The sequence below is a fragment of the Mesorhizobium sp. P2_C5_2 genome, assembly GCF_056404535.1.
Genome location: NZ_JBFUDV010000001.1, coordinates 85,125 through 108,310 on the forward strand (window position 1 = coordinate 85,125; position 23,186 = coordinate 108,310).

General features: G+C 63.3%; 22 protein-coding genes. 16 read left to right on the plus strand and 6 right to left on the minus strand.

All coding sequences use genetic code 11. The features are described from left to right. Positions 1-4: 4 nt before the first annotated feature. Positions 5-973 carry a phosphate/phosphite/phosphonate ABC transporter substrate-binding protein gene (locus AC1D1B_RS00395; RefSeq protein WP_477328770.1) on the minus strand — a complete coding sequence of 323 codons (969 nt, stop codon included), beginning with the start codon at positions 971-973 and terminating at the stop codon, positions 5-7. A gap of 176 nt (positions 974-1,149) precedes the next feature. Between AC1D1B_RS00395 and AC1D1B_RS00400 the strand changes: the two genes are divergently transcribed. The 11 genes from AC1D1B_RS00400 (at position 1,150) to AC1D1B_RS00450 (ending at position 12,532) form a co-directional block, all read left to right on the plus strand. Continuing rightward, a complete protein-coding gene (locus tag AC1D1B_RS00400) occupies positions 1,150-2,391 on the plus strand; it encodes a phosphopentomutase (RefSeq protein ID WP_477328771.1) in 1,242 nt (413 codons plus the stop codon). Then, positions 2,384-3,274: a bifunctional DNA-formamidopyrimidine glycosylase/DNA-(apurinic or apyrimidinic site) lyase gene (gene mutM / locus AC1D1B_RS00405; protein WP_477328772.1), complete on the plus strand. Its 891-nt coding sequence runs from the start codon at positions 2,384-2,386 to the stop codon at positions 3,272-3,274. The genes AC1D1B_RS00400 and mutM overlap by 8 nt, the downstream gene beginning before the upstream one ends. 42 nt (positions 3,275-3,316) lie before the next feature. Next, the gene (locus AC1D1B_RS00410; RefSeq protein ID WP_477328773.1) at positions 3,317-4,090 is read left to right on the plus strand and encodes an enoyl-CoA hydratase; all 774 of its coding nucleotides are present in this window, start codon (positions 3,317-3,319) and stop codon (positions 4,088-4,090) included. Between the two features lie 217 nt (positions 4,091-4,307). Further along, positions 4,308-4,574 (plus strand): 30S ribosomal protein S20, encoded by a 267-nt coding sequence (gene rpsT, locus AC1D1B_RS00415; RefSeq protein WP_023681995.1) that lies wholly within the window; start codon positions 4,308-4,310, stop codon positions 4,572-4,574. An 848-nt stretch (positions 4,575-5,422) separates the two neighbouring features. After that, on the plus strand, positions 5,423-6,967 hold the full coding sequence (gene dnaA, locus AC1D1B_RS00420; protein WP_477328774.1) for a chromosomal replication initiator protein DnaA: 1,545 nt from the start codon (positions 5,423-5,425) through the stop codon (positions 6,965-6,967). Positions 6,968-7,268: 301 nt separating this feature from the next. Continuing rightward, the gene (gene dnaN / locus AC1D1B_RS00425) at positions 7,269-8,387 is read left to right on the plus strand and encodes a DNA polymerase III subunit beta (protein WP_023669575.1); all 1,119 of its coding nucleotides are present in this window, start codon (positions 7,269-7,271) and stop codon (positions 8,385-8,387) included. Positions 8,388-8,446: 59 nt separating this feature from the next. Further along, positions 8,447-9,592 (plus strand): DNA replication/repair protein RecF, encoded by a 1,146-nt coding sequence (recF, locus tag AC1D1B_RS00430; protein WP_477328775.1) that lies wholly within the window; start codon positions 8,447-8,449, stop codon positions 9,590-9,592. A 31-nt stretch (positions 9,593-9,623) separates the two neighbouring features. After that, positions 9,624-10,379 carry a molybdopterin-synthase adenylyltransferase MoeB gene (locus AC1D1B_RS00435; RefSeq protein ID WP_477328776.1) on the plus strand — a complete coding sequence of 252 codons (756 nt, stop codon included), beginning with the start codon at positions 9,624-9,626 and terminating at the stop codon, positions 10,377-10,379. A gap of 4 nt (positions 10,380-10,383) precedes the next feature. Further along, entirely contained in the window at positions 10,384-10,872 is a 489-nt protein-coding gene (locus AC1D1B_RS00440; protein WP_477328777.1) for a GNAT family N-acetyltransferase, read from the plus strand. Continuing rightward, on the plus strand, positions 10,869-12,122 hold the full coding sequence (locus AC1D1B_RS00445) for an aconitase X (RefSeq protein WP_477328778.1): 1,254 nt from the start codon (positions 10,869-10,871) through the stop codon (positions 12,120-12,122). Before AC1D1B_RS00440 ends, AC1D1B_RS00445 begins: the two co-directional genes overlap by 4 nt. Next, positions 12,119-12,532: an aconitase X swivel domain-containing protein gene (locus tag AC1D1B_RS00450; protein ID WP_477328779.1), complete on the plus strand. Its 414-nt coding sequence runs from the start codon at positions 12,119-12,121 to the stop codon at positions 12,530-12,532. The genes AC1D1B_RS00445 and AC1D1B_RS00450 overlap by 4 nt, the downstream gene beginning before the upstream one ends. A gap of 12 nt (positions 12,533-12,544) precedes the next feature. Here the strand turns inward: AC1D1B_RS00450 and AC1D1B_RS00455 are convergent, their stop codons facing one another. After that, the gene (locus AC1D1B_RS00455) at positions 12,545-13,546 is read right to left on the minus strand and encodes a 2-hydroxyacid dehydrogenase (protein WP_477328780.1); all 1,002 of its coding nucleotides are present in this window, start codon (positions 13,544-13,546) and stop codon (positions 12,545-12,547) included. 157 nt (positions 13,547-13,703) lie between these two features. Between AC1D1B_RS00455 and AC1D1B_RS00460 the strand changes: the two genes are divergently transcribed. Next, positions 13,704-14,261 (plus strand): SH3 domain-containing protein, encoded by a 558-nt coding sequence (locus tag AC1D1B_RS00460; RefSeq protein ID WP_477328781.1) that lies wholly within the window; start codon positions 13,704-13,706, stop codon positions 14,259-14,261. Between the two features lie 28 nt (positions 14,262-14,289). On the opposite strand, the gene AC1D1B_RS00465 is transcribed toward AC1D1B_RS00460, so the two are convergent. Further along, positions 14,290-14,649, minus strand: a complete 360-nt coding sequence (locus AC1D1B_RS00465; protein ID WP_477328782.1) for a DUF4260 domain-containing protein — start codon at positions 14,647-14,649, stop codon at positions 14,290-14,292. Between the two features lie 11 nt (positions 14,650-14,660). Then, entirely contained in the window at positions 14,661-15,092 is a 432-nt protein-coding gene (irrA, locus tag AC1D1B_RS00470) for an iron response transcriptional regulator IrrA (RefSeq protein ID WP_477328783.1), read from the minus strand. A gap of 243 nt (positions 15,093-15,335) precedes the next feature. Here irrA and fabA point away from each other — a divergent pair, with 243 nt between their 5' ends. The 4 genes from fabA to AC1D1B_RS00490 all read left to right on the plus strand — a co-directional run bounded on the left by fabA (position 15,336) and on the right by AC1D1B_RS00490 (position 19,888). After that, positions 15,336-15,851 (plus strand): 3-hydroxyacyl-[acyl-carrier-protein] dehydratase FabA, encoded by a 516-nt coding sequence (gene fabA / locus AC1D1B_RS00475; RefSeq protein ID WP_023669566.1) that lies wholly within the window; start codon positions 15,336-15,338, stop codon positions 15,849-15,851. Between the two features lie 127 nt (positions 15,852-15,978). Continuing rightward, entirely contained in the window at positions 15,979-17,199 is a 1,221-nt protein-coding gene (fabB, locus tag AC1D1B_RS00480) for a beta-ketoacyl-ACP synthase I (RefSeq protein WP_181056306.1), read from the plus strand. 13 nt (positions 17,200-17,212) lie between these two features. After that, on the plus strand, positions 17,213-18,025 hold the full coding sequence (fabI, locus tag AC1D1B_RS00485) for an enoyl-ACP reductase FabI (RefSeq protein ID WP_477328784.1): 813 nt from the start codon (positions 17,213-17,215) through the stop codon (positions 18,023-18,025). Between the two features lie 309 nt (positions 18,026-18,334). Next, positions 18,335-19,888: a putative bifunctional diguanylate cyclase/phosphodiesterase gene (locus tag AC1D1B_RS00490; RefSeq protein WP_477328785.1), complete on the plus strand. Its 1,554-nt coding sequence runs from the start codon at positions 18,335-18,337 to the stop codon at positions 19,886-19,888. Positions 19,889-19,928: 40 nt separating this feature from the next. Here AC1D1B_RS00490 and AC1D1B_RS00495 read toward each other — a convergent pair whose 3' ends face one another. Beyond that, positions 19,929-20,942 (minus strand): class I SAM-dependent methyltransferase, encoded by a 1,014-nt coding sequence (locus AC1D1B_RS00495; RefSeq protein WP_477328786.1) that lies wholly within the window; start codon positions 20,940-20,942, stop codon positions 19,929-19,931. A 92-nt stretch (positions 20,943-21,034) separates the two neighbouring features. Continuing rightward, on the minus strand, positions 21,035-23,182 hold the full coding sequence (gene pnp, locus AC1D1B_RS00500) for a polyribonucleotide nucleotidyltransferase (protein ID WP_477328787.1): 2,148 nt from the start codon (positions 23,180-23,182) through the stop codon (positions 21,035-21,037). Between the last annotated feature and the right edge of the window lie 4 nt (positions 23,183-23,186).

The following is a 23,186-nucleotide window of genomic DNA, read 5'->3' on the forward strand; positions in this document are numbered from 1 at the left end:
GGATCTATTGACCGCTGCTGTCCGACAGCAGGCGCACGATGGCTGTTGCCATCGCGTAGTCGCCAGCGGCGGCTGATATGAAGCCGCCGGAATGTTTCGATTCCACGAGATCGTACACTTCCGGCGACTGCGATCGGAGATTGGTGAGGAAGACGGTCAGCCGGCGTTTGGCTTCGGGGTCGAGATCGCTGCGGACGGCGTGGGGACCATATCTCAGCACAGCGGAGGTCCAGATGGTCTGGAGCGCGGCTTTCGGAATTCCTGCCGCCTCCAGTCGCTCAGCCGTGCCGTCCGGATCGGCCGGCTGATCGCCAGCAATCGCCGTCCGGTTTTCCACCGCGGCCCGCTCCCAGCCGAACACGGCATCGGCCTGGCCATCGACAAGCATCGCCTCGGCAGCGGCAGCCGAGCCGGCATGAGTGAGGAATGGCGCATCCTGGCTGATCTTGATGCCATCGGCCGCCAACCCGGCGAGCGGCAGAAGAGAACCGCCGACATTGTCGGAAGGCGCCATGGCGATGCGGTGTGTTTGCATGGCTGCGAGATCGGGAAGCTTGCTGTCACGCGTCAAAAGCACGGAGCGGATGCCGGTGGCACCGTCGGCATCGACCGGCGCCACCAGAGCTTCGACGCAGCCGCAGCGCTCCGAGGCGGTGGCGTAGGCGGTTGCCGAATAGACCGCATACTGAATCCGGGCATTGGCCTGTGCCTCGATCAGCGCTGCATAGTCATGCGCGACGACGAATTCCACCTTCATGCCGAGCGCCTTGCCGTAGGCGTCTGTCAGCAGGGCCAGACCCGGAACCGTGTTGCCGGCTCCCGGCTCGGCAACGATGCCGATCCGAAACGTCCCGATCTGGTCGCGCCAGTCGGCGTGCGCGGTGTGCGGCAAGGCCAGCAACGCCACGGTGGTCGCCAATGCCTTCCAAGCCGACCCTATGGCCGGCCCTATGGCGAGATCCGCCCGTCTCATCGTTTCATGCCTCGTACCGCCGTTCCTCGAAGCGCGTCGCATCTCGCAAGAATCCGTGCAGCGCGCCTGCCTGCCATCGCGACTAACACGCCCGGCCGTTGCTGCCTGGTTTCCGATTTGCCAATGCCGCGACGGGACCTTATGTCTGGTCACCCAGACTGGCAATGACGGCACCGATGGCGCGCGCTTTCCTCTTCGTTCTCGACTCCTTCGGCATTGGCGGCGCGGCCGATGCCGAACGCTATGGCGACGCCGGCTCGAACACATTCGGACATATCGCCCAGACCTGCGCGGAAGGCCGCGCCGATCGCGAAGGCCTGCGCAAGGGACCGCTTCTGGTGCCCAACATGGTTTCACTCGGTCTAGGCCGCGCCGCGCACACTGCGACCGGGTTTCGATTCGACAGTAAGGCCGGCGCTGTTTCGGCCTCCGCCTTCCACGGCGCTGCGCAGGAGATTTCGAGCGGCAAGGATACGCCGTCGGGTCACTGGGAAATCGCCGGCCTGCCGGTGCGCTTCGACTGGGGCTATTTCCCCGATACGGTGCCTGCCTTCCCTGCCGAACTGACCGAAGCGATGATCAGCGAGGGCAAGGTGCCGGGCATTCTCGGCAACTGCCATGCGCCGGGCACTGAGATCATAGAGCGCTTCGGCGAGGAGCATATCCGTACCGGCAAGCCGATCTGCTACACCTCGGTCGATTCCGTCCTGCAGATAGCAGCGCACGAGGTCCATTTCGGCCTCGAGCGGCTTTACGAGTTCTGCAAGACGGTGCGCCGGCTGGTCGACCCGCTCAAAATCGGACGGGTGATCGCACGGCCCTTCCTTGGCGAAACATCAGCCACCTTCGAGCGCACCTACAACCGCCATGACTACGCCGTGCCGCCGCCGGAACCGACGCTGCTCGACCGGCTGACAGCGCGCGGCAGCCGGGTGATCGCGGTCGGCAAGATCGGCGACATCTTTGCCCATCGCGGAATCTCGGAAGTGCGCAAGGCGCCCGGCAACATGGCGATGTTCGACAAGGCGCTGGGCGCGATGGACGAGGCCGGCGACGGCGACCTGGTGTTCGCCAATTTCGTCGACTTCGACACCGAGTTCGGCCATCGCCGCGACGTCGCCGGCTATGCGGCGGCGCTCGAAGCCTTCGACCGGCGGCTGCCGGAGGCGCTGGCGAAACTGAAGCCGGGCGATCTGCTCATCCTCACCGCCGACCATGGCAACGATCCGACATGGCGCGGCACCGACCACACGCGCGAACGCATTCCGGTGATCGGCACCGCACCGGGCTTTACGGGCGGCGACATCGGGCTGAGGGCCACCTTCGCCGACATCGGTGAAACCGTGGCCGAACACCTCGCGCTGGCGCAAGGCCGACACGGTACTTCCTTTCATGCGACGATAGGCGGCCATGCCTGAGCTGCCAGAGGTCGAGACGGTCCGGCGTGGCCTTCAGCCGGTTCTGGAAGGCGCGCGCATCGTGCGCGTCGAGGCACGCCGGCCCGATCTCAGATTTCCGTTTCCGGCGAAATTTGCGCAGCGGCTGACCGGCAAGACCATCACCGCGCTTGGCCGCCGCGCCAAATATCTGACCATGCATCTGGACGGCGGCCCGGTGCTGATCTGCCATCTCGGCATGTCGGGCTCGTTCCGCATCGAAACCGTTGATGACAGCGAGACGCCGGGCGCATTCCATCACGAGCGCTCGAAGGATGCCAAGCACGACCATGTCGTGTTCCACGTCGTGTCGCCAGCCGGCGTCCAGTCTCGCGTGGTTTTCAACGACCCGCGCCGCTTCGGCTTCATGCTGTTTGCCGAAGGGCTGGCAGACGCGCATCCGATGCTGGCGGGACTGGGCGTCGAGCCGACCGGCAACGCTCTCGACGGCCCCCTGCTCGCCTCGCTGCTGAAGGGCCGCAGATCGCCGTTGAAGGCGGCGCTGCTCGACCAGAAGCTGATTGCCGGACTCGGCAACATTTATGTGTCGGAGGCGCTGTGGCGCGCCGGCCTGTCGCCATTGCGCGAGGCAGGCACCATCGCCGGGACCGGCAAGAAGGCCAAGGAACAGAGCGAACGACTGGCCGAGGCAATCCGTTCAGTGATTGCCGACGCGATCGCCGCCGGCGGGTCGTCGCTGCGCGACTATGTGCACACAGACGGGTCGCTGGGCTATTTCCAGCATTCCTTCGCGGTCTACGATCGCGAGGGCGAGCCCTGCCCGACGCCCGGCTGCCGCGGCCACATCGAGCGCGTCGTGCAAAGCGGCCGCTCGACCTTCTATTGCCGGACCTGTCAGCGGTGAGCTAGACCGGTCTCTTCATTGCCGGAACGAGGAGGCCAGCCCATGAGCTATGAAACCATCATCGTTGAGACGCGCGGCAAGGTCGGCCTGATCGCGCTGAACCGGCCCAAGGCGCTCAACGCGCTGAATGCCCAGGTGCTGGCGGACATATTGGTGGCGGCAAAGGGGTTCGATGCCGATCCGCGCATCGGCGCCATGGTCATCACCGGTTCCGAGAAGGCTTTTGCGGCGGGCGCCGACATCAAGGAAATGCAGACCATCGCCTACGCCGACGCCTATGTGCGGGATCTTTTCGTCGGCTGGGAGGACTTCACACGCACGCGCAAGCCGATGATCGCGGCTGTCGCCGGCTATGCGCTGGGCGGCGGCTGCGAGCTGGCGATGATGTGCGATTTCATCATTGCCGCCGACACGGCAAAATTCGGCCAGCCCGAAATCACGCTCGGCGTCATTCCCGGCATGGGCGGATCGCAACGGCTGACCCGCTTTGTCGGCAAGTCGAAGGCGATGGACATGTGCCTGACCGGACGGATGATGGATGCCGCAGAGGCCGAGCGGAGCGGCCTGGTGTCGCGCGTCGTGCCGGCCGCCGAGCTGGTCGAGGAGGCGCTGAAGGCCGCAGCCCGGATATCAGAATTTTCGCTGCCCTCGGTGATGATGGCCAAGGAGGCCATCAACCGCGCCTACGAGACGACGCTGGCCGAGGGACTGCGCTTCGAGCGCCGGCTGTTCCACTCGCTGTTTGCGCTCGACGACCAGAAGGAAGGCATGGCGGCCTTTGCTGAGAAGCGGAAGCCGAATTTCACCGACCGCTAGCGTCAACGCGTTAGAGCATGATGCCCTCCGAAAAACCGCTTCGCACTTTTCGGCATCATGCTCCGGCGGCAGAGGCCAAAAAGAAGCCAAAGCGGCGTTGACGCGCCGGGAAAGCTGAACTATAAGCCGCTCCAACCGAGGCGGCCGTTGGCTGCCCGTTTGTTTTTTGCGCCCTGCGGCATCCCGCATGCGCTCACCAGATCAGAAGAGAGGCACCATGGCCAATACCTCCTCGGCCAAAAAGGCAACGCGCAAGATCGCCCGCCGCGCAGCGATCAACAAGAACCGCCGCTCGCGCGTGCGTACCTATGTCCGCCAGGTCGAAGAGGCACTGGCTGCCGGCGACAAGGCAGCCGCGCTGGAAGCCTTCAAGACCGCAGAGCCGGAATTGATGCGCGCCGCGACCAAGGGCGTGATCCACAAGAATACGGCATCGCGCAAGGTGTCGCGTCTGGCTCACCGCCTCAAGGTGCTGTCGGCCTGATCGACCGCTCCCGAACTGTCGTTCTTTCAAACCCGGCCGATCGCGCCGGGTTTTTTCGTTTGCCGGCAAGCACTTAAAAAGAACGCCCGCAAAGCGCGCCCGGCCCGCATTCCAGAGTTCGGAATGCTTTGCCGGCACATACACTCCCGCTGATATTCCAATCCACCGAAATGGCCCATGCCAATAAATTTGGCTGTCACAAATTACTGATATTTTTCAATGACTTGTGGCCGGTGATCCACAGCTTGTTCACATCGCCTGTGGGCGACAGGCGACAAGTTGGTGTCAAGCGAATTATTTCAGAAAATTTCAAACCGCACAGCCATTTTCATATTCGCGGCAAAAGGGTTTGAATCACAATGGCTTTGTCAAAATCTGCGGTTCCAAGACGGGACCCGAACCCTTCATCAGTAACCAGATTCCTTAAAAATCCGTTAGAGGTGGCCTTGCCCTATCCACAGCGATTTCGGTAATGTCTGTCCATCGAAAGGGACGGGCCATTAGCCCATAACCCAGCCTGAATCGGCCAGCTCACAATGGCAGAATTCATGACGTGGATCAATTCCGCGAACGGGTATGGTTTGTCTTTTCCGTGCGGTAGGGGACTGGCGTAATTGTACATGGCAGGTTGATGGCGCACCGGCGTTTTCGCCGGGTGGTGTTGCTTTGCCCGAACATGTCAGACGGACTGGCTTTAAGCAGCCGGGACCGATCCCTTGCTGACGAGGCAACGTCATCCGCCGGCGGCGGCGGTGGTGTTGTAGCGAAGATACGGTCGCCGGAAACATGGGTGCAGGAGGCGCACTCCCGGCGGAAAAAAGGTACAAAAGAGCAAGGGACGCACAATCATGCAGAGCGGCATCGAGCGGGAGCTTACGGGCGACCTGCCATTTCCTGGAACATTGGTCGGAGCGCACGACATGGCGGCTTCCAGCGACGCGGAACAGAAGTTCGACCGGGTCAAGGCCCAGTTGAAGGCGCGTCTGGGAACCGAGGTCTATTCGAGCTGGTTCGGGCGGATGAAGGTGGCGGAGGCTTCCCGGGGCATTGTACGCATCTCTGTGCCCACGGCCTTCCTGCGCTCGTGGATCAATGGTCACTATCTCGATCTCATCGCCGATCTGTGGAAGCACGAGGATCCAGAGATCCTGAAGATCGAGATCGTCGTGCGCACCGCGACCCGTCCGGCCCGCAATGGCGTCGAGCCCGAAGCCGTGCCCGCGCGCAAGATGACCAAGCAGACGCAGACCGCACTGGCGGCCGGCACGGCGGGTCCAGGCCGGGTGGAGCGGGCGCCCGCCCCTCGCCCCGGCACGCCGATCGAGGCCGAGTTCCGGCACAATGTGCTGGGGTCGCCGCTCGATCCGCGCTACACGTTCGGCTCCTTCATCGAAGGCCCGTCGAACCGGGTGGCCTTCGCTGCCGCCAAAGCCGTGGCGGAATCGCAGTCGAGCGCGGTGCGCTTCAACCCCCTGTTCCTCCATGCGACCGTCGGGCTCGGCAAGACCCACCTTTTGCAGGCGATCGCGGCCGAATCCCTGAAGCAGAACCCGAAGTCGCGCGTCGTCTATCTGACGGCTGAATATTTCATGTGGCGCTTTGCCACCGCGATCCGCGACAACAACGCGCTGACGCTGAAAGAACAGTTGCGCGACATCGATTTGTTGATCATCGACGACATGCAGTTCCTGCAAGGCAAGTCGATCCAGCATGAATTCTGCCATCTGATCAACATGCTGCTCGACAGCGCCAAGCAAGTGGTGGTTGCCGCCGACCGGCCGCCGTCGGAGCTGGAATCGCTGGAGCCGCGCGTTCGCTCGCGCCTCAATGGCGGTGTCGCGCTGGAAATGTCGGCACCGGATTTCGCCATGCGCATCGGCATGCTGAAGCTGCGTCTGGCCACCGCCAAGGTCGACGATGCGTCGCTCAACATTTCGGAGGAGATCCTCAACCATGTCGCCCGCACGGTGACCGGCAGCGGCCGTGAACTGGAAGGCGCGTTCAACCAGCTTCTGTTCCGTCAGTCGTTCGAGCCGGCGATCACCATCGACCGCATCGACGAAATCCTCGGCCATATCTATCGCTCGGGCGAGCCGAAGCGGGTGCGCATCGAGGACATCCAGCGCATCGTGGCGCGCCATTACAATGTGTCGAAGACAGAGCTCCTGTCCAACCGGCGCACGCGCACCATCGTCAAGCCCAGGCAGGTCGCCATGTACCTGTCGAAGGTGATGACGCCGCGTTCGCTGCCGGAGATCGGCCGGCGTTTCGGCGGTCGCGATCACACAACGGTGCTGCACGCCGTGCGCAAGATCGAGGACCTTTCGGGTGTCGACAATACGCTGGCGCAGGAGCTGGAACTGTTGCGCAGGCTGATCAACGACCAGGCCTGAGCGGCGAGGCAAACAGAGCGCGCCGGGTTTAGAGTATTCGGTCGGCGCGCTTTAAATTTCTTGTTTTGATGCATGTCGTTGTCCCAAAACCGCTGCGCACTTTTGGGCGACATGCATCGGTTGGCGGCCATTGCCTGCTTTATCCCCAGAAAGCCCGCGTAACCGGCTCGAACCGGTGGCGCGGGCTTGCGTTTAACGGCTTTTTCCTGTCAGTTTGCATAGATTCTGAGCCTGTTCAGACCTTTCGCGGGGCGCCGCCTATTGGTGACCCGTTCATTCATTCAAGCGAGCCTGTTTCGTCATGCGTGTTATCCTGGAACGGTCAAATCTCCTGAAGTCGCTCAACCACGTTCATCGCGTGGTCGAACGGCGCAACACTATACCGATCCTGTCGAACGTGCTGCTCAGCGCCGAGGGCGCAAGCCTTGAAATGAAAGCCACCGACCTCGACCTCGAAGTGACCGAAGCGACACCCGCAAAGGTCGAGCGCGGCGGGGCGACGACGGTTCCGGCCCACCTGCTCTACGACATCGTGCGGAAGCTCGCCGACGGCGCCGAGGTAATGCTGAAGACCGACGAAGACGGCAACGCCATGACGGTGACGTCGGGTCGCTCGAGCTTTCGCCTGCAATGCCTGCCGCAGTCCGATTTCCCCGAGCTTTCGGCCGGATCCTTCTCGCATATCTTCCGGCTCGATTCCGTCGCCTTGAGAGGCCTGATCGAGAAGACGCAGTTCGCCATCTCCACCGAGGAGACGCGCTATTATCTGAACGGCATTTACCTGCACACGCATGAGACCGGCGGCAAGCTGAAGCTGCGTTCGGTGGCAACCGACGGCCACCGCCTGGCGCGCGCCGAGATCGACGCGCCGGCGGGTTCCGAAGGCATGCCGGGCATCATCATTCCGCGCAAGACGGTCAGCGAGTTGCAGAAGCTGGTCGACGACCCGGATGTCGCTGTCACCACCGAATTGTCCGACACCAAGATCCGCTTCACCATCGGCAGCGTGGTTTTGACCTCGAAGCTGATCGACGGCACTTTCCCGGACTATCAGCGCGTCATCCCGACCGGCAACGACAAGAAACTGATCATCGACCGCCAGAGTTTCGCCGCCGCCGTCGACCGCGTCTCGACCATCTCCTCCGAACGCGGCCGTGCGGTGAAGCTTTCAATCACCGAGGGACAGGTCACGCTTGCGGTAAACAATCCGGATTCGGGTAGCGCTACCGAAGAACTGGCCGCGGACTACTCGTCCGACCCGATCGAGATCGGCTTCAATGCGAAGTATCTGCTCGACGTCGCCGCGCAGCTGACCGGCACGGAAGCGAAGTTCATGCTGGCCGATGCCGGTTCGCCGACGCTGATCCACGACATGGCCGACGAAACTGCACTCTACGTGCTGATGCCGATGCGGGTGTAGCCGCACTGCGGCGCACCTTCTGCGTGACGATTGCGGCGACTTCTACAGGCGGATAGCGGTTGCCCCAACAAAGCCATATAAGTAAGCTAACACTTACCAATTTCCGCAACTATGCGTCCCTGGCGATCGACCTTTCTCCGGGCGCCGTGGTGTTTTCCGGCGACAATGGCGCTGGCAAGACCAATCTGCTGGAAGCCATTTCCCTGCTGACGCCGGGCCGCGGTCTGCGCCGCGCGCCCTATGCCGACGTAGCCCGCGAAGGCGGAGATGGCGGTTTTGCGCTGCATGCAAGGCTAGACGGGGCTGAGGGACAGGTCGAGATCGGCACCGGCATCACCGGTGGCGAAGCCGCCGGCGAGGGCGGCCGCAAGGTGCGGATCAATGGTGCGCCGGCGCGCTCGGCCGACGCCATGCTGGAGTGGCTACGCGTCGTCTGGCTGACGCCGGCCATGGACGGCCTGTTTCCGGGACCTGCCGCCGACCGGCGGCGCTTTCTCGACCGGCTGGTGCTGGCGATCGATCCCGGCCACGGCCAGCGCGCCCTCGATTATGAGAAGGCGATGCGCGGACGTAACCGGTTGCTTACGGAAGGCTCGCGCGACGGCGCCTGGTTCGAGGCCATCGAGACGCAGATGGCCGAGACCGGCGTGGCGATCGCCGCGGCGCGTGCCGAACTGGTGCGTCTGCTCGCGGCCATGATCGACAGGCTGCCCAGCAGCGGGCCGTTTCCGCAGGCCGACATCCGTCTTTCCGGCGATCTGGAAGAACAAGTCGCCAATGCGCCAGCGGTGGATGTCGAGGAACGCTACCGCGCCGCGCTTGCCGATGGTCGCGAGCGCGACCGCGCCGCCGGACGCACGCTGGACGGCCCGCACCGTTCGGATCTTCTCGTGCGCCACCGCCCCAAGGCGATGCCGGCCGAACTCTGCTCGACCGGCGAACAGAAGGCGCTGCTGGTCGGCATCGTGCTGTCGCATGCGCGGCTGACCGGCGAGATGTCGGGGATGACGCCGATCCTGCTGCTCGACGAAATCGCCGCGCATCTCGACGCCGGCCGGCGCGCCGCGCTGTTTTCGATCCTGGAAGAGCTGAATTGCCAGGCCTTCATGACCGGAACCGATGCGGCGCTGTTTTCCAGCCTCAGAGGGCGTGCGCAGTTCCTCACGGTCGACCACGGCACGGTTGGGCCAACCGAAGAGACCTGACAAGGTTTTTTACCCGCTATATGGTCCGGCAATGACCCCTGCCGCCTTCACCGACGAAGAGCTTGAGCGCTATGCGCGCCACATCGTGCTGCCCGAGATCGGCGGCGCCGGCCAGCAGAGGCTGAAGCGGGCGCGGGTGCTGGTCATCGGCGCCGGCGGGCTCGGCGCGCCGGTGCTGGAATATCTCGCCGCCGCCGGCGTCGGCACGCTCGGCATCGTCGATGACGACACCGTCTCGCTCTCCAATCTGCAACGGCAAGTAATCCACGCCACCGATACGATCGGCACGGCGAAGACCAAGAGCGCCAAGGCGGCGATCGCCCGGATCAATCCCAATGTGGCGGTGGAACTGCACGATTTCAGGCTGACGGCCGACAATGCCGCTGAGCTCATCGCGCGCTACGATATCGTTGTCGACGGCTCCGACAATTTCGAGACGCGCTATGTCGTGGCTGACGCTTGTGCGGCGGAAAAGCGGCCGCTGGTGCATGCCGCGGTCGGCCGCTTCGACGGCTCGGTGACGGTGCTGACACCGTTCGAGACCGGTGCCGACGGCAAACCGAACCCAGGCTATCGCGATCTGTTCCCCGAGGCGCCGCCGGAAGGGCTGGTGCCATCCTGCGCTGTCGCCGGCGTTGTCGGCGCGCTGACCGGCGTCGTCGGCACGCTGCAAGCGATGGAAGCGATCAAGCTGATCACCGGCATCGGCGAACCGCTGGTCGGCCGGCTGCTGCTCTACGATGCGCTTTCGGCGCGCTTCGATACGATCCGCTACAAGAGAAGCTGAGCGCATGGATCAGCCCGCCGGAATTTTCATAACGCAACTTGCCCCCGGCTTTGAACGTTGGGACGAGCTGCTCACCCTAATCATGCGCGCCTTCGCGCCGATGGACGGCGTCATCGACCCGCCCTCCTCGGCGCATCTGCTGAATGTCGAAAACCTCAGGGACAAGGCTGGCCGGCAAACGGTGTTCCTGGCGCTGCAGGACGGCCGGATCGCCGGCTGCATTTTCGCCTTGGAGCGGACCGATGATGTCTATGTCGGCAAGCTCGCCATCCAGCCAGAACTACAAGGGCAAGGCATCGGCCGACAGTTGATGCAGGCTGTCGAGGATTTTGCCCGCCGCCGCAACAGACCCGCCATCGAACTGCAGACGCGGATCGAACTCACGGCAAATCACGCGACCTTTGCCCGCCTCGGCTTTCGCGAAACCGAACGCACCGCACATGAGGGCTATGACCGGCCGACCTCGATCACCATGCGCAAGGAGTTCAAGTGAGCCTTGCCCTCAGCGCGCAGGAGAAGGCAGTCGCCTCCGGCCATGACGGGGCGGCGATGGCGATGCGCATCGTTGCCGAAAGCGCGGCGCTGCTCGGCGCGCCGCGGCTGATACCGATCGCCTCGGCGCATATTGACGGGGCGCTTTATCACGGCGATTCCGGCACGTTGTTTGCTGAAAGGCTGATCGAGGGCGGCGCGCGCGTTGCGGTACGCTCGACGCTGAATGTCGGCGCGCTCGATTTGATGGGCTGTTCGCGCGTGCGCCTCGAGGAGCCGGCGCGCGGCATGGCGCGGCGGATGATGGAAGCCTACCGCAAACTGGGCTGCGAGCAGAGCTGGACCTGCGCGCCCTATCAGGCCGGCCACAGGCCAGCCCAGGGCAGCGATGTCGCATGGGGCGAATCGAACGCGGTGGTGTTCTGCAATTCGGTGCTCGGCGCGCGCACCAACCGCTATGGCGACTTCCTCGACATCGCCTGCGCCATATCGGGCCGCGCGCCGGATTACGGCCTGCATCGCGCCGAGAACCGGCGGGCGCGGCTGGTGTTCGACGTCTCCGGCCTTTCCGCCTCCTTCCTTGGCTCGGAGATCGCCTGGCCGGTGCTCGGCAGCCTCTATGGCCGAGAGGTTGGCAACGCGGTTGGCGTCGTCACCGGAATATCCAGCCATCCCGGCGAAGACGCGCTGAAAGCCTTCGGCGCGGCGGCGGCATCGTCGGGCGCCGTCGGCATGTTCCACATTGCCGGCGTGACGCCCGAAGCGCCCGACACCGAGACCATCCTGGCCGGCGGCAGGCCAGAAACGGTGATCCGCGTCACGCCGGAGATGGCCATGAAGGCCCGCGCCGGACTTTCCACCGCGGCTACGCAAACCGCCATCGATGCGGTGGCGATCGGCAGTCCGCACCTGTCTTCGGCCGAATTCGAAGCGCTGGAGCAGTTGATCGGCGGGCGGCGGCTTAGTGTACCGATCTACGCTTGCACCGGCCGCCATGTGCTCACGACGCTCGAACAGAGCGGCCGCCGCAAGACGCTCGAGGCAAGCGGCGTCGTCATCGTCGCCGACACTTGCGTGGTGGTGACGCCGATCCTGCCGGAGCTCAGCAACGGCGTGCTGATGACCAATTCGGGAAAGTTCGCGCAATACGCGCCGGGCAATACCGGCTACGCCGTGCTTTACGGCTCGCTGGCCGACTGCGTCGAAAGCGCCGTCATCGGTAAGCCACGCTTTACGGATATCGCCGCATGAGCGCCGTCGCGGAAATCCTGGTGCCGGGCAGCGGTGGCGGAGGCGCCGCCCTGGTGCTGACCGCCCCGATCAGCTTCTGGGGCGGTGTCGATCCGAAGAACGGCCGCATCGCCGATGTCCGCCACCCGCAGCATGGCGAGAGCATTGCCGGGCGTGTGCTGTTCCTGCCGGGCACGATCGGCTCGTCCTCGGCGTCGGCCGTGCTGCTGGAGCTCGTCCACAATGGCCATGCGCCGGCTGCCCTCGTGCTGCACGAGCCGGACGCGATCCTGCTGCTGGGGCTGATCGTGGCCAGGGAAATGGGCTGGCAGACGCCGCTGGCTTTGCGGCTTGGTGGTGACGCGTTCGAAGCTTATCGCGGCAAGCGCGTGAGTGTCGCCGACAACGGCGCCCTTACAGAGATCGCCTGAACGCAGCCCGCTTCAAGTCCTGAGCGGCAGTACGCGATCCGGCGGGCGGTGGCCGTCAAAGAAGGCGCGGATGTTGATGATCACCTTCTCGCCCATGTCGATGCGGCCTTCGAGCGTCGCCGAGCCCATATGCGGCAACAGCACCACCTTGTTCTTGGCGGCGAGTTTCAAAAGCTTCGAGTTCAGCGCCGGCTCGTGCTCGTAGACGTCGAGCCCGGCGCCGGCGATCTTGCCGTCCTGGATCAGCTTGACCAGAGACTCCTCGTCGATGATATCGCCGCGCGCGGTGTTGACGATGTAAGCTGTGGGCTGCAGCAGCGCCAGCCGCCGCGCTGACAGCAAATGAAAGGTGGCCGGTGTCGACGGGCAATTGACCGAGATGATGTCCATGCGGGCAAGCATCTGGTCGAGGCTTTCCCAATAGGTCGCCTCCAGCCCTTCCTCGACTTCCGGCAGCACGCGATGGCGGTTGTGATAGTGGATCGACAGGCCGAAGGCCTTGGCGCGTCTCGCAACCGCGGTGCCGATTCGGCCCATGCCGACGATGCCGAGGCGCTTGCCCCAGATGCGCCGGCCGAGCATCCAGGTCGGCGACCAGCCGGCCCATTTCTTGTCGCCGGTCAGCACATTTGCGCCTTCCGCCAGACGGCGCGGCACCGCCAGCATCAGCGCCATGGTCATGTCGGCGGTGTCTTCGGTCAGTACGTTCGGCGTGTTGGTGACGGTGATGCCTTTCTTGGCCGCCGCCGCCACGTCGATCTTGTCGACACCATTGCCGAAATTGGCGATCAGCTTGAGATTGTCGCCGGCCTGGGCAATCAGCGCGGCGTCGATCTGGTCGGTGATGGTCGGCACCAGCACGTCGGCTTCCTTGATCGCCGCGACCAGCTCCGGCTGCGTCATCGGCCGGTCCTCGACATTCAGCCTGGCATCGAAGAGTTCGCGCATTCGGGTCTCGACCGGATCGGGGAGCTTGCGCGTGATGACGACGAGAGGCCGTTTTTTGCCTGCCATTGTTTCCTCGAACCCGATCTCGTTGAGACCTCTTTAACCAAGACAGGCGAAACTGAAAGCCGGTCGCGGTGCCTGCCACTCCTGTAACAAGCGGTGCCGCCGAAGACAAAGAAAAAGGGGCGCCCGGGCCAAAGGGCACGCGCCGAAAGGAATGAAAGTGTCTGGTTTCGCGTCGCTTCGCCTGATCCTCAGCGCAGCGCTTCTCGGCGCTCTCCTGCATTCTCCGCACGCCGCGGCGCAAGGTGCCGCCGCACCTGTGCAGACGGTGACGCTTGGGCCCAGCGGCCTGCCGCTGCCGCGCTTCGTCAGCCTGAAATCGGCCCGCGTCAACTCGCGCGTCGGACCTGGCGCCAACTATTCCGTCGACTGGATGTACACAAAGGCCGGCCTGCCGATGGAAATCATCCAGGAATTCGACACCTGGCGGCGCGTGCGCGATGCCGATGGCTCGGAGGGCTGGATCAACCAGTCGCTGCTGTCGGGACGCCGCACCGCGATCGTCGCGCCCTGGCAGCGCACCAAAGGGGGCCGAATCAATCTGCTCGACGATGCGGACAAGGATGCGAGCGTCATCGCCATCATCGAGCCGGGCGTGACGGGCACGATCAAAACCTGCGACGGCCAGTGGTGCGAGATGACCTTCGATGGCCACACCGGCTGGATCGCCCAGTCGCAGGTCTGGGGCGCCTATCCCGGCGAGCACGTCAAGAACTGATCCTGAGGCCCACCTCCGGGATCATGGCCTAACGGCCGATACGGCCGAGATGCGTATCCTGAAAACCGCTCGACAATTTAAGGCCATAACCGAGAGCGCGGTCGATGGCGATGTGGATAATCCAGATCAGCGCGATCGCGGTCGCCATCGACTTGCCAAGCACATATCCACCGAGCGCCAGCAGCAGCGGGACGATCAATATGTGCAACGCGTTGTAAGCGACGGCACCGACGCGCGGCCCGGCGAGATAACCCAGCATCGACAGGTCAGGTGCCAGGATGAGCAGGGCAAACAGCCACCAGGAAACGCTCGACTGCGTGTAAAGGACGATAGCCACCAAGACCACAGCGGCCCATTCGAGCCGGACCACCAGATCCACAGGTTTCATTGAATTGCTGCTCAAGCGTCGCGTTTGGGGCGCAACCGCACCACGATGTCGACATTGGCGATCTCCATGCCTGCGGGTGGCTCCGGCAGGTTGGAGACGGTCACCGGACCGCTTTCGATGTCGAAGATCCTGTTTTCGCCTTCGATGTAGAAATGATGGTGGTCGGAGGTGTTGGTGTCGAAATAGGTCTTCGACCCTTCGACCGCCAGGATGCGCAGCATGCCGGCCTGGGTGAACTGGTGAAGCGCGTTGTAGACGGTGGCGAGCGAGACCGGCACGCCGGCGGTGACCGCCTCCTCATGCAGTTCCTCGGCCGAAAGGTGGCGGTCGCCCTTGGCAAACAGCAGATCGGCCAGCGCGATGCGCTGGCGTGTCGGCCTTAGGCCGGCTTCGCGAACCCGCTTGTCCACAGCGACATTTTCCTTCCGGCAGCCCAGATCCATCTATCCGTCCAAGCCCACAGTTCTGCCTCAAGACACGCCCAGAGTGGCGAAAAAACGGCTTCGACCGAAACTGGATACCTCTCGACATATATTCTGTTGGCCGAATGCGATCAATAGCGCGCATTGACCCGGGCAGACTGGCGGGTTAAGCGCAAACGCCGGTTTCCGGCCCGAAAGGGATTGTGTTAGGAAACCAACGACAAGGGCGCCCCACCGCCCGGGACGATTATGGGGACGAGACATATGGCGGGTTCTAAATCCAGCTACGGTTATGAGGAATTGCTTGCCTGCGCCCGCGGCGAGCTGTTCGGGCCTGGCAATGCCCAGTTGCCCTACCCGCCGATGCTGATGTTCGACCGCATCACCGAAATCAGCGAGACCGGCGGCGCCCACGACAAGGGCTTCATCCGCGCCGAATTCGACATCAAGCCGGACCTGTGGTTCTTCGCCTGCCATTTCATCGGCAATCCGATTATGCCGGGGTGCCTGGGCCTCGACGCCATGTGGCAGTTGACGGGGTTCTACCTTGGCTGGCTCGGCGAGCCTGGCAAGGGCATGGCGCTGTCGACCGGCGAAGTGAAGTTCAAGGGGATGGTGACGCCATCCGTCAAGAAGGTGGAGTACGGCATCGATTTCAAGCGCGTCATGCGCGGGCGCCTGGTGCTCGGCATCGCCGATGGCTGGCTTAAGGCCGACGGCGAACCCATATACGCGGCGACAGACCTCAAGGTGGGGCTGTCCAAGCAATCGGCCGCCTGACCGGCGGCCACTGCAGCAGGGCGTTTCTTCTGAGACGCGCAATGACGCTGCAGCACTTTGATTTTGCGTATGATCGCCGGCGAAAACCGACTACGGTTTCGGGATCATCCGCTGGAAGGAGTTGCGAATGAGAAGGGTCGTCGTCACAGGCCTCGGCATCGTATCGTCGATCGGCAACAATGCCAACGAGGTGCAATCCTCGCTCTACGATGCCAAATCCGGCATCAGCTTCTCCAATTCGTTCGCCGAACACGGCTTCCGCTGTCAGGTCTGGGGCGCACCGACGCTCGACCCGTCGGCCATGATCGACCGCCGCGCCATGCGCTTCCTGAGCCAGGGCGCTGCCTGGAATCATGTCGCAATGGACCAGGCGATCGCCGACGCAGGGCTTGGCGAAAGCGACATCACCAATGAGCGCACCGGCATCGTCATGGGCTCGGGCGGCCCCTCGACCCGCACCATCGTCGAGGCGGCCGAGATCACGCTCAAGAACAACAGCCCCAAGCGCATCGGTCCGTTCGCGGTGCCGAAGGCGATGTCATCGACCGCTTCGGCGACGCTCGCCACCTGGTTCAAGATCCACGGCGTCAATTATTCGATCTCGTCGGCCTGCTCGACCTCGGCGCATTGCATCGGCAATGCCTACGAACTGATCCAGTGGGGTAAGCAGGATGTGATGTTTGCCGGCGGCCATGAAGACCTCGACTGGACGATGTCGGACCTGTTCGACGCCATGGGCGCCATGTCGTCAAAGTATAACGACAAGGCGTCGACCGCTTCGCGCGCCTATGACGCCAATCGCGATGGCTTCGTCATCGCCGGCGGCGCGGGCGTCCTCATCCTGGAGGAACTCGAACACGCCAAGGCGCGTGGCGCCAAGATCTATGCCGAGATCGTCGGCTATGGCGCGACGTCGGACGGCTACGACATGGTGGCGCCGTCGGGCGAAGGCGCGGTGCGCTGCATGCGCCAGGCGCTGGCGACGGTGTCCACGCCGGTCGACTACATCAACACCCACGGCACCTCGACGCCGGTCGGCGATTCCAAGGAAATGGGCGCCATCCGCGAGGTGTTCGGCGACAAGATGCCGTTCATCACCTCGACCAAGTCGTTGACCGGCCATTCGCTGGGCGCGGCCGGCGTACAGGAATCGATCTACTCGATCCTGATGATGCAAGGCGGCTTCATCGGCGAGAGCGCTCATATCGAAAACCTAGATCCGGAATTCGAGGGCATGCCGATCGTGCGCAAGCGTATCGACGACGCCAGGATCGACACGGTTTTGTCCAATTCGTTCGGTTTCGGTGGCACCAACGCAACGCTGATTTTCCAGCGCTATTCCGCATAAGGATTTGCCAGCCATGGACGGACTGATGAAGGGCAAGCGTGGGCTTGTCATGGGCGTCGCCAACGATCATTCGATCGCCTGGGGCATCGCCAAGAAATTGTCCGAGCATGGGGCAGACCTCGCCTTCACCTATCAGGGCGATGCCTTCGGGCGCCGCGTCAGGCCGCTCGCCGAGAAGCTCGGAGCGTCGCTGGTCGTGCCATGCGACGTCGAGGACAGCGCCTCGGTCGCGGCCACCTTCGAGACACTCGGCAAGGAATGGGGCGGGCTCGACTTCGTCGTCCACGCCATCGGCTTTTCCGACAAGAACGAGCTCAAGGGGCTCTACGCCGACACCAGCCGCGACAACTTCGTCCGCACCATGGTGATCTCCTGCTATTCCTTCACCGAGATCGCCCGGCATGCCGCCCCGCTGATGAGCGACGGCGGCGCGATGATCACGCTGACCTATGCCGGCTCTGTCCGCGTCATGCCGAACTACAACGTCATGGGCGTCGCCAAGGCCGGGCTGGAAGCCAGCGTGCGCTATCTTGCCAATGATTACGGCCCGCGCGGCATCAGGGTGAACGGCATATCGGCGGGGCCGGTGCGCACGCTGGCCGGCGCCGGGATTTCGGATGCGCGGCACATGTATTCCTACCAGCAGCGCAACTCGCCGCTGCGCCGCACAGTGACCATCGACGAGGTCGGCGGCTCGGCGCTCTATCTTTTGTCGGACCTCTCGTCAGGGGTCACCGGCGAGATCCATTATGTCGATTCCGGCTATCACATCGTGTCCATGCCAACACTGGACGAGTTGAAGCAGACCGACAGCGGACGCGATTAGAGCCTGTTCCATCGCGATGGAACCGGGATGGGGGTCTATCTCTTCGGGTTAAGCATGATCTCTGGACAAACGGTTTCCGTTTGTCCGAGAAAACCTGGCACCTCTTTTCGGAATTGTGCTCCAGTTCTTCCAGTAAAATTAGATGCATTGGCGGAAACTCATTTTAAGGAGATATCCGTTATAAGTCGTATGGCTAGGGCACTGCGCGTTCTTTCTGCGCGCAAAGGATGCTTTAGGATTTATGAATTTGCGTGTGATCTTTCCGGAAAGTCGAGTTGATTTTTGGGATCATGCAACAGGGACTGAGTAATGCCTGCTGTCAGCAACCCGAAGCGAACACCTGTGTTCCGGCTGCTCACCGTCGCCGCCTCGGGGCTCGGCAGTTTCATTCTCGGGCTGTGGGGTCTCCAGTTCGGTTTCGGTGATGGCTTTGCCGGCATGCAGGCGGGAACCATGGTCGGCATCGCGTCGGCTTTGTGCGCGCTGGCCGCCGCCGTTGCGGCCTTGTCCTTCTTCGCCGGCGTTGATGAATCGGTGGACTACGTCTTCAACGAAACCCATTTCGACAAGCTGACCGGGCTTTTGGCGCGGCCGGCCATGGTTGGCAAGATTGCCGACGCGGCGTCGGCGACGATCAAGACCGGCGAGCCGGTGTTCCTCATCGATATCGACATCGACCGCTTCAAGCAGATAAACGACGCTATCGGCTACAGCCATGGCGACGAACTGATCCGCGTCTTTACCAAGCGGCTGAGGGCCTGCATGCCCGAGGGCACGGTGATGGGGCGCATCGGCGCCGGCGAATTCGCCGTTCTCGTCTCGGAACATGAGATCGAGGGATCGATGGAAGCCACTGTCGAAACCCTGATCGAGGAGATGCTGAAGCCCTATCAGCTCGATTCCCACCTACAAACGGTCGGCCTGTCGGTGGGCATCGTGGCGATGCCGAAGGACGGCGTCGATCCGGTCCTCGTCCTGCGCCGCTCCAACCTGGCGCTGCAGAATGCCCGCGCTGGTGGGGTGGGCAACTGGTCGGTCTTCCATTCCGACATGGGCCAGGTCGCCGACTACCGCCACTGGATCGAATCCGAACTGCACATTGCTTTCGACCGCGGTGATTTCGACCTCCACTACCAGCCGCAGCTCGACCTGCGGAGCGGCCGCATCGTCGGCTACGAGGCGCTGATCCGCTGGAAGCATCCTGAACGCGGCATGATCCCGCCGATGGAGTTCATTCCGATCGCCGAAGAGACCGGCATGATCCACCCGATCGGCAATTGGGTGCTGCACAAGGCCTGCAGCGACGCCCGCCATTTGCCCGAGGACTGCTTCGTGGCCGTCAACATCTCGCCGGTCCAGTTCATGACCAAGGATTTCGTCGGCATCGTGCGTGACACCATGGCCAGTACCGGCATCAAGCCGTCACGACTGGAGCTGGAACTGACCGAGACGGCGATGATGCAGGACCGCGACCGCGCCGCCATCATCCTGCAGCAGCTTGCCGACATGGGCATTTCGGTGGCCGTCGACGATTTCGGCACCGGCTATTCTAATCTGAGCTATCTGATCGACTTTGCCTTCGGCAAGCTGAAGATCGACCGCTCCTTCATCAGCCGAATGGACACCGATTCCAATTCGGGTGCCGTCGTCTCCACCATCGTCGGCCTGTCACGGGCGCTTGGCGTCGGCATTATCGCCGAAGGCGTCGAGACCGAGAACCAGGCGACGCTCTTGAGGGCGGCCGGCTGCGAGATGGTGCAGGGCTATCTGTTCGGTAGGCCGGCGCCGCTCAAGATCAAGCCCGGCGAGATCAGAGCGACCATTCCCGTGCACGAGCCGGCGCGCATCGTCAGCATGCATTGAGGCGGTTCTGTCCCGCGCATGATCTTCTTGGGACCATGTTCTAGCGGCGAGCGGAAAAGACCTTGAACATGCCGTCGCGGGCGATCTCGGCATGGCTGGAAAAGACAGCCTTCAGAACCGGCTCGTAGGGCAGCTGGCGGTTCGCCACCATGAACAAGCGCCCGCCCGGCTTCAGCGCCTTGCCCGCCGCCTGGATCATGCCGGCGCCGATTTCCGGCTCGGCCGCCCGGCTGCGATGGAAGGGCGGGTTCATGACGATGGCGTCATAGCGGCGCTCGACCGGCTCGCTCAGCAGATCGATCCAGAAGAAGCCCGGCTCGAAGTCCGTCTGGCCGATATTGCCCTTGGCCGCCTCCAGCGCGTCGAAATCCGCCTCGTAGAGGTCGAGCCCCGTCAGACCAGGTGAGCGGACTGCGACCTCGGCCGCAACATAACCCCAGCCGGCGCAGAAATCGGCGATGTTGCCGCGCAAATCTTTGGGCAGGTTATCGACCAGAAGTTTTGAGCCGGCGTCGATGCGGTCGAAGGAAAACATGCCGGGCGCGGTGCGGAAGCGACCTTCGATCAGCGCGACAGGATTGGCGGTCCGGAGTTTTTCCGCAGCGGCCAGATCGACAGGACGGCGAAGCCAGAAGGCAATGCCGTGATGTTTCGGCAGATGCCCTTCGAGCGGCACAAGCTCGTCGATGCGCTTGCGCAAGCTGTCGATGCCGTCCTCTTTTCCACCGGCGACAACGATCAGACCCCCAGGTGCAACGCGTTCGATCGCCTCGACTATGCGCATCTCGTTCTGGCCGCGATGGCGGCCGACGAGGACGAGGGCCGCATCGAATGCATCGCCTTCCGGACGCGGGGTCACCGTGTGGCCGGCACGCTCCAGCACGCGGAAATGCGGCCGGAAACCCTGCACGAGATGGAGCGCCGCCTCGAAACCTTCAGGCAAGCGGAAACCGGGTTCCGCACCCAGGAACAGCACACGTTCGCCCTTTTGCGGGAGGGGGAGCGCCTCGGCCTCGAACGGATGGAACAATGTCTTTAGCGGCTCAGCGGCCATTCTTCGATCTCACGCCCTGAAACAAAACCGGGTCTCAAACGAAAACGGGCGCGACATGTGCCGCGCCCGTTTCAATGTCACTGTCAGACCGCTCAGGCGGCGTTTTCTTCGCCTTCGGCCTTCTTGTCGCGGGCGATTTCCTTGCCGGTGGCCTGGTCGACAACCTTCATCGACAGGCGGACCTTGCCGCGCTCGTCGAAGCCCATCAGCTTGACCCAGACCTTGTCGCCTTCCTTGACGACGTCCGAGGTCTTGGCGACCCGGTCGTTGGCAAGCTGCGAGATGTGGACGAGGCCGTCACGCGGACCGAAGAAATTGACGAAAGCGCCGAAGTCGGCGGTCTTGACGACCGTGCCTTCGTAGATCTCACCGACCTCCGGCTCGGCGACGATGGTGTGGATCCACTTCTTGGCCGCCTCGATTTCCTTGGCGTTCGACGAAGCGATCTTGACCGTGCCGTCGTCCTCGATGTTGATCTTGGCGCCGGTCTTCTCGACGATCTCGCGGATGACCTTGCCGCCGGAGCCGATGACGTCGCGGATCTTGTCGGTCGGGATGTGCATGACCTCGATGCGCGGTGCGAACTCACCGAGTTCGGGGCGGGCGCCGGTCAGAGCATGCGCCATTTCGCCGAGGATATACTGGCGGCCATCCTTGGCCTGGTCCAGCGCGATCTTCATGATCTCCTCGGTGATGCCCTCGATCTTGATGTCCATCTGCAGCGAGGTGATGCCGTTGGCGGTGCCGGCGACCTTGAAGTCCATGTCGCCGAGGTGATCTTCGTCACCCAGGATGTCGGACAGAACCGCGAAGCGCTCGCCTTCCTTGATCAGGCCCATGGCGATACCGGCGACGGGCTTTGCCAGCGGAACGCCGGCATCCATCAGCGCCAGCGAGGTGCCGCAGACGGTCGCCATCGACGACGAGCCGTTGGACTCGGTGATCTCCGAGACGACGCGCAGCGTGTAGGGGAACTGGTCAGCGCTCGGCAGCATCGGACGGATAGCGCGCCAGGCGAGCTTGCCATGGCCGATTTCGCGGCGGCCCGGCGAACCCATGCGGCCGGTCTCACCGACGGAGTAGGGAGGGAAGTTGTAGTGAAGGAGGAACTTCTCCTTGTACATGCCGGTCAGCGAATCGACATACTGCTCGTCCTCGCCGGTGCCGAGCGTGGCAACGACCAGCGCCTGGGTCTCGCCGCGGGTGAACAGCGCCGAACCGTGGGTGCGCGGCAAAACGCCGACTTCGGAGACGATCTTGCGGACGGTCTTGAGGTCGCGGCCATCGATGCGCGAGCCGGTGTCGAGGATGTTCCAGCGCACGACCTTGGCCTGCAGTTCCTTGAACACCGAACCGATCTGCTCGGAGGTGTACTTGGTGTCTTCGCCTTCGGCCGGGGCAAACGCTGCCTTGACCTTCGCCTTGACGGCGTCGACGGCGGCGTAGCGCTTCTGCTTGTCGACATTCTTGTAGGCATTGCTGAGTTCGTCGCCGACGATCTTCAGCATCTCGGCTTCAAGCGCGGAGTAATCCGGCGCCGTGAAATCGCGCGGCTCCTTGGCGGCAACTTCGGCCAGCTTGATGATGGCGTCGATGACCGGCTGGAAGCCTTTGTGGCCGAACATGACTGCGCCGAGCATCAGCTCTTCGCCCAGTTCCTTGGCTTCGGACTCGACCATCAGCACGGCGTCGGCGGTGCCGGCGACAACGAGGTCGAGCTTGGATTCCTGCATCTCGTCGACATGCGGATTGAGCACATATTCGCCATTGATGTAACCGACGCGAGCGCCGCCGACCGGGCCCATGAAGGGAACACCGGAGAGCGTCAGAGCGGCCGAGGTGGCGACGATCGACAGGATGTCCGGATCGTTTTCGAGGTCATGCTGGACGACGGTGACGACGATCTGGGTGTCGTTCTTGTAGCCGTCGGCGAAGAGCGGGCGGATCGGGCGGTCGATCAGGCGGGAAACCAGCGTTTCCTTTTCGCTCGGACGGCCTTCGCGCTTGAAGTAGCCGCCCGGGATCTTGCCGGCGGCATAGGTCTTTTCCTGGTAGTTGACGGTCAGCGGGAAGAAATCGAGACCTGGCTTCGGCTCCTTCATCGAAACGACGGTGGCGAGAACCTTGGTTTCGCCGTAGGTCGCGAGCACCGCGCCGTCAGCCTGACGTGCGATCTTGCCGGTTTCCAGGATGAGCGGACGGCCGCCCCATTCGATTTCCACTTTGTGGTAGTTGAACATGACT

Coding starts and splice junctions, on each gene's coding strand:
- rpsT (WP_023681995.1), top strand. CDS start 4,308: ATGGCCAATACCTCCTCGGCCAAAAAGGCAACGCGCAAGATCGCCCGC.
- dnaN (WP_023669575.1), top strand. CDS start 7,269: ATGCGTGTTATCCTGGAACGGTCAAATCTCCTGAAGTCGCTCAACCAC.
- AC1D1B_RS00455 (WP_477328780.1), bottom strand. CDS start 13,546: ATGGCAGGCAAAAAACGGCCTCTCGTCGTCATCACGCGCAAGCTCCCC.
- AC1D1B_RS00435 (WP_477328776.1), top strand. CDS start 9,624: ATGACCCCTGCCGCCTTCACCGACGAAGAGCTTGAGCGCTATGCGCGC.
- AC1D1B_RS00490 (WP_477328785.1), top strand. CDS start 18,335: ATGCCTGCTGTCAGCAACCCGAAGCGAACACCTGTGTTCCGGCTGCTC.
- irrA (WP_477328783.1), bottom strand. CDS start 15,092: ATGGATCTGGGCTGCCGGAAGGAAAATGTCGCTGTGGACAAGCGGGTT.
- fabI (WP_477328784.1), top strand. CDS start 17,213: ATGGACGGACTGATGAAGGGCAAGCGTGGGCTTGTCATGGGCGTCGCC.
- AC1D1B_RS00450 (WP_477328779.1), top strand. CDS start 12,119: ATGAGCGCCGTCGCGGAAATCCTGGTGCCGGGCAGCGGTGGCGGAGGC.
- AC1D1B_RS00410 (WP_477328773.1), top strand. CDS start 3,317: ATGAGCTATGAAACCATCATCGTTGAGACGCGCGGCAAGGTCGGCCTG.
- AC1D1B_RS00465 (WP_477328782.1), bottom strand. CDS start 14,649: ATGAAACCTGTGGATCTGGTGGTCCGGCTCGAATGGGCCGCTGTGGTC.
- AC1D1B_RS00395 (WP_477328770.1), bottom strand. CDS start 973: ATGAGACGGGCGGATCTCGCCATAGGGCCGGCCATAGGGTCGGCTTGG.
- AC1D1B_RS00440 (WP_477328777.1), top strand. CDS start 10,384: ATGGATCAGCCCGCCGGAATTTTCATAACGCAACTTGCCCCCGGCTTT.
- fabA (WP_023669566.1), top strand. CDS start 15,336: ATGGCGGGTTCTAAATCCAGCTACGGTTATGAGGAATTGCTTGCCTGC.
- AC1D1B_RS00400 (WP_477328771.1), top strand. CDS start 1,150: ATGGCGCGCGCTTTCCTCTTCGTTCTCGACTCCTTCGGCATTGGCGGC.
- fabB (WP_181056306.1), top strand. CDS start 15,979: ATGAGAAGGGTCGTCGTCACAGGCCTCGGCATCGTATCGTCGATCGGC.
- AC1D1B_RS00495 (WP_477328786.1), bottom strand. CDS start 20,942: ATGGCCGCTGAGCCGCTAAAGACATTGTTCCATCCGTTCGAGGCCGAG.
- mutM (WP_477328772.1), top strand. CDS start 2,384: ATGCCTGAGCTGCCAGAGGTCGAGACGGTCCGGCGTGGCCTTCAGCCG.
- pnp (WP_477328787.1), bottom strand. CDS start 23,182: ATGTTCAACTACCACAAAGTGGAAATCGAATGGGGCGGCCGTCCGCTC.
- dnaA (WP_477328774.1), top strand. CDS start 5,423: ATGCAGAGCGGCATCGAGCGGGAGCTTACGGGCGACCTGCCATTTCCT.